Consider the following 11893-nt stretch of genomic DNA (forward strand, 5'->3'; position numbering starts at 1 on the left):
ATCTCCTATTGATACCCATTTATGTCCGAAAATCGGTTACTTTTTGTATGCAATGGCTTCAACTTCAACCAATGCGTCTTTTGGTAGTCTTGCTGCTTCAACGCAAGAGCGAGCTGGTGCGTTTTCTGTACCAAATACCTCTGTGTACACTTCGTTAAATGCGGCGAAGTTTTCCATGTCTGATAGGAAGCATGTCGTCTTCAATACTGTGTCTAGGCCAGCACCGCTTGCTTCTAGAACCGCTTTTAAGTTTTCTAGAGACTGACGAGCTTGCTCTTTGATGCCGCCTTCAACAAACTGCATGGTTTCTGGAACCAGTGGTAGTTGGCCTGATGTGTAAACCATGTCGCCGTAAGACGTCCCTTGAGAGTAAGGACCAATAGCGGCAGGTGCTTGTTCAGTGGCAATGATCTGTTTCACGATATAACTCCTAAGTTATTAGTTTTATTCTGATTTAAATTCACGGATAAACTTGTAGACCGCCTGACGGCTGATCCCAAGTTGCTCTGATACTTGTGTGGTCGTCTCTTTTAGCTCAAACACGCCGTTATCAAACAAACAACGAATGATGGCTTTGTTACGACCTTTTGCGGAAACCGTCTCGTCTTGATCCACCTCTTGCATGGCAGCGCTCAGTGCCTGCTTAATCACGTCGTTCGCGTTATTGCTGAAGGTTTCACTCACCAAGGTTTGCGATACGTGACACTGTGGCATCAGCGTCTTGACGATTTCTGGGAATGGGAAAGATAAGTTCATGTTGATGCACAGCATGCCAATCGGCTTTTGCTCTGGACCAGCCAAAATGCACGTAGTCGATTTCAGTAGCGAGCCATCGGCAGCATTGGTGAAATAACTCTTCGGAGAGACTTCGCCCGTTTTCTCGAATGTGCTCCACATACGTAAGCCCAAATCGGTGATTGGCGAGCCAATTTCACGCCCGGTATGATGACCATTCACGATCTTCACGACTGAATTTTCTAGGCTTTCAAATGAATGAATAACCACTTCACAGTATGGTCCGATCAAATCGGCAATCGTGTCTGCTAAACGAAAGTAGTTGCTTAAACATTCTCTGTCTTCGTCGGTGAATCGAACTTGCTTTACACTCATCATTTCGGTTTACATTTTTGAACTCAATGACTGCAAACTACTCCTTTCGGGTGAGTTCAGCAATACAGAGTAAACTTCTGTAAACCTAAAAAATGCGCTTAAAACACCAACAAATCACTAAGAATTGATCGAAATCACGCACAATAGTTGAACAAGATCACCAAAAACATATGAGTCAGGTTTAATTTCTTAAACCACATCAAAGTTTAAATATTTAAAATCAAAGATTGCATTTTTGAACGCTTTAATGATCTAGAACAAGTTCCAAAATCCAGTAAAAACCTCGTACGGTAATAATCAATTTGAAGCGCAACTTGATTTATAAAATCGACGTCAATTACAGCTCTCTCAAAAAGGCATTAGATGAATAAAACATCACCATGCATACATCACTTAATTCCATTCCATGCCTATAAGACGCATTCATTTTCAAAAAGACGCAACGAAAGAAGAAAAAGTTGAATTGAATAGTTTGGGTTAGTGTTATTGGCACGAACAAAAAAGCCGAGCGCATAATGCACTCGGCTTGTAATGGAGACTCAATAAAAGAGACGATTAAGACAGCTTGAACTTACTCAGCTCGCCGTGAAGATCGCTGGCTTTTACCGTCAACTCGTTACTGATTTCAACTGAAGAGGTCATCGTATCCATCACCTCTACCGCCGTGTCATTGATGATCACGACGTTACGGTTAATCTCTTCCGATACTGAACTTTGCTCCTCTGCTGCCGAAGCGATTTGGTTGTTCATGTCATTGATGACTTCAATCGCTTGGTTGATTTCAGACAGAGCCAAATGCGCTGCTTGAGTCTCGCCCTTGGTATCAATGGCTTGTTTTTGGCTTTGCTCCATCAACACCACGATAGATTGCGTCTCTTGCTCTAGTCGAGCCAGCATAGCGCGGATTTCTTCTGTTGAACCTTGAGTACGATTTGCCAGATTACGAACTTCATCGGCAACGACTGCAAAACCTCGGCCTGCCTCACCTGCGCGAGCCGCTTCAATCGCTGCGTTAAGAGCCAACAGATTGGTTTGTTCTGCAATACCACCGATCTCGCTCAGAATGCCTTGAATCGCTGTGCTGGAATCGACCAAGTTCTGTGTTTGTTGCTGCGCATCATTCACTTGCATTGCCAAGCTATCTACCGCATTTGCGGCGTTATCCATGCGTGTCATACCGTTCAAGCTGTTGCTTTGTACTTGGCTTGCTGCCGCTGCCGCTTGAACTGCTGAGTTCGCGACCTCTTGTGCTGTGGCACTCATTTCATTGATGGCGGTTGCTAGCGAGTTCACCTCATTTAATTGAGCATTCAATTGGTCACGAGAAGCCGCGGCACGTGTTTGGCCTTCTGTGGCGTTCTTATCGACTTGGTCAGCCGTTGCCATCACAGTCAGCAGCATCTCTTGCATCCGTGATAGGAAGGTGTTGAACCAATGCGCCAGTTGCGCGGTTTCATCTTTGCCTTTCACTTCAATACGGTAAGTCAGATCACCCTCACCTTGTGCAGCGTCTTTGAAACGTTCAACCAAGTTGTTCAGAACTTTACCAAGCGAGCTTGCAATAAATGCCATTGCAGCAATGCCTAGAAGAGCAGCGATGATCCCCGCCCAGATACCTTTTTCAAGCGCTTCTGAATTCTGGTCATCACTCCATTGTTGGTAGTCGTCGACGCTTTTTGTAAGGTGGTTGCTGGGAACCGACACCATGACTACCCACGGAGCATCACTCGTATCGATAGCCGTGATCGCGTATTCATCACCACCAAAAGTCACCAAACCTGCGCCATCACGTTTCGCAATAGACTGGATGTTTGACCATTCTGCAGCAAGCTCAGACGATACTTTCTTACCGACCATATCGGCAGCACGGCTGTTCGCGAGCGTAATACCTTTCCAAGACGTGATAAGGATTTTGCCTTCGCCATCAAACAGGTTATGCGCAAAGCGTTCACTCTGGCTTTGCAGCTCATGCAGCGACAAATCGAAGCCTAAAGAACCGATGATTTTGCCATCCTGCTTAATGGGTTGGCTGATGGTCGTGATCAGCTCTTGTTTGCCTCTTACTGGATAGAAGTAAGGCTCCATGACAAACGTCTTGCCCGTTTCGTAAGGCATAAGGTGCCAATCATCTTTGCGCTCACCATTGCTGTTGAGTTCTGTATTGCTGAAGCTTTCCATGGCGACCGCATCAAAGCTGTCGTGATCGTTAGGCGAGAAAAACGGCGCGAGGTAACCTTGGCTGTTAAACCCGTCTTCTGCGTTGAACGTCACTTGCTGTGGCCATGTTTTATCTTGCCAAACCATGTAGCCAGCAAATACGGCTTTATTCTGAGCCTCTAGCGCGGCAGTAAACTGTTTAACAATAAGGTCTGCGCTTGCGTTACGTTCTGCGCTTAACTCAATAATAGAGCGCGCTTGCTTTAGGTTTGCCAAAACAGGATCAAGCTGGTTAGCGATATTCAAACCTTGCTGAATCGCAGTATTTTGCAGATCTGTGTTGGTCGCATCGGTCAATTGCGCTTTCACTTTTTCGTTAATTTGCTTGTTCACATCCGTGAAAGCGTTGGTGGTCATGCCCATTGCAATCAACAAAGTGAAAGCCATTGCTCCACCCGCACTCACTGCAATTCGCGTACGTATACTGTTAAACATATTAGCCTCTATGACTGATGATAAATTGGCGTTAGCTTTTGAAATTTCGTGGATTTTAAACAACAGAAGTGAATAGAAGACGCCAAAATATGAACAGAAAGAGAACAGCAAGATCTGCATTATTAACAGAGTTACGGCGGAGAGCGGTTTTATATTTTCTAAGTATGAGCCGTACAATAAATAAAGTACATCAGAAGAAAGCCTAAGCTCTTGTATTTATAGAACTTAACCCTTAATAATAAAATGGTTTTTATATGAAAATAGAGAGATATCAGAGCGCATGGATAGAAAGAGACAGATTACTCAATACGTGACATAGGTCACACTAAAATTTCATCCATCTCCCTGTTTTAAATGGAATTATCGTCACTCTCGACAACCCACCCTACTTACCCTTGGCGAAACACCCATTTTGCACTGAGCAAATAATTGCTCACCATGCCTGCCAATATGCCTAAGCTCAAAGCCAAATAGACCATCACTCCTTGCGTTCCTAGCGCGAGTGTTACGCCTTTGAACACAATAAAGTTCGGCAAAGCACTGATACAGGCACTCGCCATAAATTTTTGCCATTGAGCGAAAGGGTTGGTTTTTTCTGCTTGAGAGAAAGTCAGCCAGCGATTGCCAAGCCAAGTCGTGGTTGCCGCAAACAAAAATGCAATCCCACGAGCCAGCATCAGCTCCAGACCAAACCAATGGAACAACACAGAAAAGATAAGGGTGTCGACCATAAAGCCGACACCACCTACTAGAGCAAACCTTTCCAGCGAAGCAAATTTTGGTAATTTGCCCATTCCGCTATCCAACCACACAGGTGTAGAGTGAGCGTTTCGATTTTGCTGTGAACTCGTTGGTACAACTCAACGCATTTTCATGAATCATGCTATCCACTTGCTGCGATTTACCAATCAGGTGGAATTTCTTCAGATTGTTTAAGTCATTCTTGTCTTCAAGCTTTTTCGCCTGACCATGACTATAGAACTGACCTGAGAACGGGCGCTTACCAATATAAAAGACCGGAGCGTTGTCATTAATTTGCGCGAAGATTATGCGGTCGCTGCGGCTATCCGCTTTGCCCATATTCAAAACCAACATCGCAATCATAAGCAGGGCTGGCAACACTGCTGCCGTTCCGGTCAGCCATTTGAAATCGTGTTTATCCACCAGCATTGCAATCAAGATACCCAATGCAGGCACACCCGGTAGTACGTAAGCAGGCAAAATATTCCCAGCCATGGTGAACAAGATCATTGGGGAAATCAGCCAACACATCAGGAAGCTAAATAGGCCTTGATGATCGGTTTCAATGGCTTTGAGCACCTTACGACGTTTCCACGCCAAGATAGGCAATACAATTGACCAAGGCGCAGCCGATTGCAGCCAGAATACCCAGATCATCCCACGTGGTTGATCATGAGCAGAGCCATACAGATCCCCTTCCCAACCGCTGACAACAAAACGCTTAAAGTGCTCGCCAACAATGAAGTAATCAATAAATCCAGGCGTCGCCATTTCTGCCATGATGTACCAAGGTAAAGCAATCGCCAGCATGAGCGCCAAACCCGATACAATTGGAAAACGCTGCCACAGGGCTTTGAAGGCACCGAAGAAACCATGCTGAATCACAAGCCAAGGAAACACTGCGATTCCCATGATCACGATCGCCACTGGACCTTTTGCTAACAGCCCGCAAGCCAAGCCAAAGAAACCGAGGTAACCCCACAAACGGCTGTGTTTGTCTTTGCCGAGCCAGCAATAGTAAAAACCAACCATCGCCATCGTCATTGCCAACGTCAGTGCCATGTCTGTCATCACCGCACCCGCCGCAATTGAAAAGATGCCACACGTCGCCAGTACCAACGCTGCGATGACAGCATTAAAGCCAGCGCGATACGCCATGAAAGCAACAAAAACAATCGTCGCAACACCCGCCAACCAATGAGGCGCGCGCACTGCAAATTCATTCAATCCAAACAGCTCAATGCCATAAGCACTCATCCAAGTGAACAGCGGTGGCTTCCCCCAAAAAGGCACGCCGTAATCAAACTGTGGGGTAAGCCAATTGCCGGTTTCCACCATTAAGCGCGCCATTTCGCCGTAGCGGGCTTCTGTGGTGTCCATCAAAGGGTAAGCGGCAAGTGAAATAAGACGGAGTAAAAGAGCAAACGCCAACAACAACCACAAATGGGTTTTATTAATACTCATGATTACGCGGTTTCTCCCAGTTTAAACTTCATGGTTTGGATGGATTGATGTTTTGCAGGCTGCTCGTAAACAGACTGAACAAGATAAAGAGGACGTTGCTTGGTCTCGACAAAAATGCGGCCAATGTATTCGCCCAAAAGGCCAATCGACAGCAGTTGCACACCACCCAATGCAAGTTGGACGACCATCATGGATGGGTAGCCAGTGACAGGCTCACCAAACACTACGGTTTTCATCACAATGAATGCGCCAAAGATAAAGGCACTGAACGCCACTAACGCACCGGCAAGTGTCGCTAAGCGCAAAGGACGAATAGAAAACGAGGTAATGCCGTCCATTGCAAGGCCAATCAGCTTGAGGTAGTTCCATTTGGTCTCACCACAGAAACGAGCGTCACGCTCAAACTGAACCGTCACTTGCTTGAAACCCGGCCAAGAAAAAATGCCTTTCATGTATCGGTTACGCTCTGGTAGCGCATTGATGTGTTTAACCACTTTTGCGCTCAGTAGACGGAAATCGCCCACGTTCTCAGGCACATCTAATTTCGCCATGCTATTGAGCACTTTGTAAAAGCAAGCGGCCGAGAAGCGCTTGAACCAAGTTTCACCGTGGCGTTCGCTGCGCTGCATGTTCACCACGTCATACCCTTCACGCCATTTTGATACCATTTGCGGGATTAACTCCGGTGGGTCTTGCAAGTCAGCATCAATCACGATCACCGCTTCACCTTGGCAGTGTTCCAGCCCCGCACTCATGGCGGACTCTTTGCCGAAGTTTCGGCTTAATGCAATACAACGAACGTCGCTAGAAGATTGAGAAAAGTTTTGCGCGATCATTAGGCTGTCATCTTTGCTACCGTCGTCCACATAGACGATTTCGCAGCGTTCTGGCATTTCATCCAAAACGGCGGCTAAACGACGATGAAATTCAGGCAAGACTTCTTGCTCGTTAAAGAATGGCACCACAACAGACAAAACTGTTTTAGGCTCAGTGTGTTGGCTCACCTTTGAAAAGGTTGCAGCGTGAATGTTGAAGGTTGACATGCTACTCTTCCACTAAATCCGATGAATGAATCCAGTCTACAAACATCAATGTGAAAGAGATGTTGTTGACATCTTTTTCACGTTCTTAGTGAATAATGTTCGGTTAAGACGAAGTCTTATTTTCGAAACCCCGCCCACTTGGAGAGAAATACATGAAACGCGTACTTTTAGTCGAAGATAATCGAGAAATCGCAGGCATGCTGTTTGATTATTTTGAGTGTGCAGGTATGGAACTCGATTATGCAGACAACGGCGAGCTCGGCCTAAAACTGGCGATGGAAAACACCTTCGACATCATCTTGCTCGACCTCATGCTGCCACGCATGGATGGCCTGACCATGTGTAATAAACTTCGCGACGCGGGTAACAACACACCGGTACTTATGCTCACTGCACTCGATAGCCGCGACGATATGCTCAAAGGCTTCCAACACGGTGCGGATGACTATCTGACCAAACCTTTCGACTTGGATATTCTTGAAGCGCGCATGATGGCACTGATCCGCCGTTACCGTGGCACTGTTGCATCGAGCAAGTTGGAATACGGTGAAGTGTCTATCGACCAAAAAACGCGTAAAGCTTACCGCCAAGATAAACTGCTGGCGCTAAACCCAACCACTTACACCATTCTGGAAATGCTTGTGAAAAGCGCGCCGGACGTAGTAACACGTGAAGAAATCGCCTTCCAACTATGGCAAGAGAACGAGCCGAACAACGACGTTCTGCGCAGCCACATTTACCAACTTCGCAACCAACTTGATAAGCCATTTGAACAACATGTGCTTATCACCGTACCGAAAGTTGGCTTCCGCTTGGAGACTGGTGCATGATCAATCGCTTACTTGCTAGCACGCAAAGCACACAAAGTATGACAGGGCGACTCGCTCTGTTTTTCTCTTTTGTGTCGGTCGTGATTGGCATCTTCTGCTTTTTGTTGATTACTGGCTCCCTGCTTTGGTCTGAAGACCGCGTGGGCGAGCGTCGTATTATGGTCGACAAAAAAGAAGCGATTGAACATTTCCAGTCTCATCCAGAGCAAGGCAGTATTCAGCTTGACCTGCTCACTACCGCATACAACGACATCTCCTTGGTTGCCGAGCGCTACCAAAAATACCTGATTGGTCAAAAGCACTTTCTTGATGAAGTAGAAGACGGTGAATACTCGCGCATGGTTTACATGAGTACTTACACCTACAAAGGCGTTGAACATCCTGTGATTCTGGTTTCCTTGATTGATGAAATCGAGATCACCTCAGAGGAATTCATTCTCGTCGTCGCTATGGTACTGTCCATTGTCGCCGTGCTGGTGTTTCTGTTTGGTAGCCTGCTGCTGCGTTTATCACAGCGCTTGATTGAACCCGTCAATGCGCTTAAAACTCAACTCGATCACCACCAAGGCGATGCCACGCAGACCTTTAGTGTGCCCGAGGGCTCGGCCAAAGAGTTCCAAACCCTTGCGGATGAGTTGAATGAGTACCGCCACAAAATCAACCAAGTCATCAAGCGTGAGCAAGCCTTTGCACGATACGCAAGCCATGAACTGCGTACACCGTTAACCGTGATGAAAGGCTCAAGCAGCTTACTGGCGAGAAGTGCGAACACGGATTTCCAGACCCGCCAAGTGAACCGAATTCAGGATGCAACGCAGCAAATGTCGACTATGGTGGATGCCCTACTCGGCTTAGTGCGTTACGAGCGTAATGCAGATGACTCACCAGTACGCAGCATCACCGAAGAAGAACTCAACCAAATCATCTTCCAAAGCCAAGCTCAGGCGGATGAGAAAGCACTCAGCTTTGATGTACAGATCGACGGCAACCCAAGAACGCGCGCAACCAATGCCGTGTTGACCATTATTCTTGGCAACCTGATTCGCAACGGCATCGCCGCGACACCATCGGGATCAATTCATATCAATATGGATGAAAACACCATCTCGGTGCGCGATGAAGGTGAAGGCTTTTCAACCATTCCACATTCTGATGGGCACGGATTAGGTTTGATGATTGTGGACGATTTGTGCCAACGCTATGGCTGGCAATTTAAGATTGGTACACATCCAGAGGGTGGTTGTGAGGCAGTAATTGATCTTGCGTCAGAGCATCAAGAGGCTTGCGCAGAGTAAATTCCGCAGCGCCTAATCCAATTGAGAGGTATCTACTTTGCTCAGTCTCAAAACAAGCAATTAGATACCTCTTTCTAATTTCGATTGAATGAAATCTTATGCTGCAAGTGCTGCTAGTCGATTGAATGCTTGCGATGCCGATTCCGACGCTTCACATACAGAAAACATATCTTCGATAAAGTACTTCAACGCTCTGGATTCAATGGTTCGGATTGCCGCTTGCTGCTCGTCAGATAAGTAACCGTAAATGCTTGCCGCGCCAAAGTCGCCGAAGATCATCTCACCTTGCTCATTCACCAAAGTATTGTGCGCATACAAATCGCCATGGCACACCTTGTTGTCGTGCAGGTGATTAAACACGTCCACCATCTGCTCCACAATGGAATTCACTTGCTCGACCGTCAGCGTAAACCCTTGTGGGAATGTATCTCGGGTGCACGTTTCCAGCGTTGGCGGCAAACCTAAGTTGTAGTAGCTGTTTGGGATAAGCTCCATCACCAAAGCAAGCTCATTGCCGTCATCCACTTGCGCGATGGATTTCACCAAGTTGTTGTGATGCCCGGCTTGCAAACATGCTTCAAGTTCATCATGTGGGTAGCCGTCGCTGGTCACTTCGCCCTTGAACACTTTCACCGCCACTTCGTTCGGGAAGTCGTATTGAGTGTCAATCCAGTTAGCATGAGAAATCACGCCACTCGCACCTTGGCCAAGAACATGATTAAGCGAGTAACTGTTTGTCGTCACTTTCGGCACACTGTCTAACGAAGATGGGTGTTTGCAGAATGGGTTACCTGCGAAAGCAAACCATGCCAATTTAGGCAGCTTCATCAACACATCCGGGAAGTGCTCTAACTGGTTCGCAGATAAACGAATCAATTCTAAATTGACCAAGTTTTCCATGCTGTTTGGCAGTTGCTTGATGCGATTGCCCGCCAATGCAAGCTTTCTTAGGCGCGGTCTTTCACCCATACTGTTTGGGAGAACTTCAATCTCGTTATCCGTCAGAATCAACCAACGTAACTGAGTTGGTAGTGAGGCTTCACTCACCACTTTAATCTTGTTGGTTTTAAACCCAACCATTTCAAGGTTTGGCAGTTTGCCCAATACCTCTGGCAAATGGATGAACTGGTTGTTGGAAGCAAAGATGATTTTTAGCTTGGTCAGCTGTTCCAGTTCTGGTGGTAAATCTGACAGTGCATTGCCAGATAAATCTAACACTTCTAGCGTTTCTGCAAGCTCTAAAATTTCCATAGGAAACTCTGTTAGCCCTTCCGCCAACTTCAGTTGTTTCGTTCCTATTAATTGTCCTGTTTTTAATTGTTCTAGAGTTTGCAAAACCAAGCCTTCTGATTGAGTTGAAATAAGCGGCGTAGTCTACTTGGCTTGAGACAGAAAGGCGAGTCATGGATGGAATCCCCTGAAACCAAAGCGGCCAAAACATCAGGAATAACCGAAATGGATGTACTGAAACCCAGACTTTTTATCTGGGTTTAATGGCGTTACACTACGCGCCCTTTTTAACGGCAAGGTCGCGTGGTTGGACACGTCAGCAGTAGCATGAAACTCTCTGAAAGCCCGATAACTCAACACAACTTCAACGGTCATACCTTTTTCCTTAAGCGTGATGACATGCTGCATTCTCACTTTTCTGGGAACAAAGCACGTAAGTTTATGGCGTTGATGGAAACGCAGAACAGCGACATCAAAACCCTCATCAGTTATGGCTCTGCTCAATCCAACGCGATGTATTCGCTTGCCGCTCTGGCGCAAATCAAAGGCTGGAATTTCGAGTTCTACGTTCAACACATTCCGTCTTGGCTTAAAGACTCCCCTATCGGCAACTATCGTGGAGCGCTTGATTTGGGTATGAGTATCACGGCGATGCAGGACATCGAATCTACTTTGCATCCAACCGAATACATCGAACAGGTTCGTGGCTTGGACGACACGACCTTGGTGGTCCCAGAAGGCGGTAAAGCGAAAATTGCCGAAGCAGGAGTAAAGCAATTAGCGCGTGAGCTGCTTGATTGGACTCGCCTTGAAGGCAAGAAGCAGTTTGTTGTAGCACTACCATCAGGAACCGGAACCACCGCGCTGTACTTGAGCAAACATTTAAAACCACACGGAATCGAGGTTGTTACCTGTGCTTGTGTCGGTGATACCCAGTACCTCACTGAACAATTCAACACGCTAGAATCAGACAATCACCCAACCATTTTGTCGGTACGCGATAAGCACCATTTCGGTCGTTTATATCAAAGCGATTACGAGACGTGGAATGCACTCTACGATCAAACCAACCTAGAATTCGATCTGCTGTATGACCCTTACATGTGGCAATGCTTACAGCCATGGTTGGCAGAAAATGAAGATAAGACGTTGATTTACATCCATCAAGGCGGGTTGCTTGGCAATGAATCCATGTTGCCGAGATACCAAAGAGAGTTTGAGTAAGCTTATTGGTTCTTCCAATAGATCACGACGCTGGTTAATGGTTATGATTGGCTATCGGTTATTAACTATCAGCTCTTAACTGCCGGTTATTAAGCTTTTGTCATTAATAACCAGTAATTAGCGCTTCACGCTTTCCTAAAATATACCATTAATATATCTACCCACCCTTCGCATTAATATTATTTATTGCACCACCCCCTCGCTTTAATAAACATTATTATCACTAAATACCTTACCCTGCGTGACTTTCGTTCTGACTATAGATTTAGTAACTAAGCAAAAAGAATTGGTTGTTTTGTCTATA

10 protein-coding genes are annotated in these 11893 nt (G+C 46.2%); 3 read left to right on the forward strand and 7 right to left on the reverse strand.

Features of this window, described 5'->3' with window-relative positions; all coding sequences use genetic code 11:
• Positions 1-36: 36 nt before the first annotated feature.
• From VCHENC03_RS07900 to VCHENC03_RS07875, 6 genes are all read right to left on the reverse strand, one after another.
• Positions 37-420 carry a RidA family protein gene (locus VCHENC03_RS07900; protein WP_005434996.1) on the reverse strand — a complete coding sequence of 128 codons (384 nt, stop codon included), beginning with the start codon at positions 418-420 and terminating at the stop codon, positions 37-39.
• Between the two features lie 24 nt (positions 421-444).
• Entirely contained in the window at positions 445-1113 is a 669-nt protein-coding gene (locus VCHENC03_RS07895; protein ID WP_005434997.1) for a helix-turn-helix transcriptional regulator, read from the reverse strand.
• Positions 1114-1665: 552 nt separating this feature from the next.
• Positions 1666-3762 (reverse strand): methyl-accepting chemotaxis protein, encoded by a 2097-nt coding sequence (locus VCHENC03_RS07890; RefSeq protein ID WP_032802906.1) that lies wholly within the window; start codon positions 3760-3762, stop codon positions 1666-1668.
• Positions 3763-4151: 389 nt separating this feature from the next.
• Positions 4152-4556, reverse strand: coding sequence for a GtrA family protein (locus VCHENC03_RS07885; protein ID WP_009706942.1), 405 nt, complete (start codon positions 4554-4556; stop codon positions 4152-4154).
• Between the two features lie 4 nt (positions 4557-4560).
• Complete coding sequence (locus tag VCHENC03_RS07880; RefSeq protein WP_009706943.1) at positions 4561-5967, reverse strand: ArnT family glycosyltransferase; 1407 nt, start codon at positions 5965-5967, stop codon at positions 4561-4563.
• A gap of 2 nt (positions 5968-5969) precedes the next feature.
• Entirely contained in the window at positions 5970-7010 is a 1041-nt protein-coding gene (locus VCHENC03_RS07875) for a glycosyltransferase family 2 protein (RefSeq protein ID WP_009706944.1), read from the reverse strand.
• Positions 7011-7162: 152 nt separating this feature from the next.
• Here VCHENC03_RS07875 and VCHENC03_RS07870 point away from each other — a divergent pair, with 152 nt between their 5' ends.
• Positions 7163-7840 (forward strand): response regulator transcription factor, encoded by a 678-nt coding sequence (locus tag VCHENC03_RS07870; RefSeq protein WP_005389368.1) that lies wholly within the window; start codon positions 7163-7165, stop codon positions 7838-7840.
• Positions 7837-9135: a sensor histidine kinase gene (locus VCHENC03_RS07865; protein WP_009706945.1), complete on the forward strand. Its 1299-nt coding sequence runs from the start codon at positions 7837-7839 to the stop codon at positions 9133-9135. The genes VCHENC03_RS07870 and VCHENC03_RS07865 overlap by 4 nt, the downstream gene beginning before the upstream one ends.
• 96 nt (positions 9136-9231) lie before the next feature.
• Here the strand turns inward: VCHENC03_RS07865 and VCHENC03_RS07860 are convergent, their stop codons facing one another.
• Positions 9232-10470, reverse strand: coding sequence for a leucine-rich repeat-containing protein kinase family protein (locus VCHENC03_RS07860; RefSeq protein WP_009706946.1), 1239 nt, complete (start codon positions 10468-10470; stop codon positions 9232-9234).
• Between the two features lie 222 nt (positions 10471-10692).
• Here VCHENC03_RS07860 and VCHENC03_RS07855 point away from each other — a divergent pair, with 222 nt between their 5' ends.
• Positions 10693-11589 (forward strand): 1-aminocyclopropane-1-carboxylate deaminase/D-cysteine desulfhydrase, encoded by an 897-nt coding sequence (locus VCHENC03_RS07855; protein ID WP_009706947.1) that lies wholly within the window; start codon positions 10693-10695, stop codon positions 11587-11589.
• Positions 11590-11893 lie beyond the last annotated feature (304 nt).

This window comes from Vibrio sp. HENC-03 (assembly GCF_000305755.2).
Lineage (GTDB): Bacteria > Pseudomonadota > Gammaproteobacteria > Enterobacterales > Vibrionaceae > Vibrio > Vibrio owensii.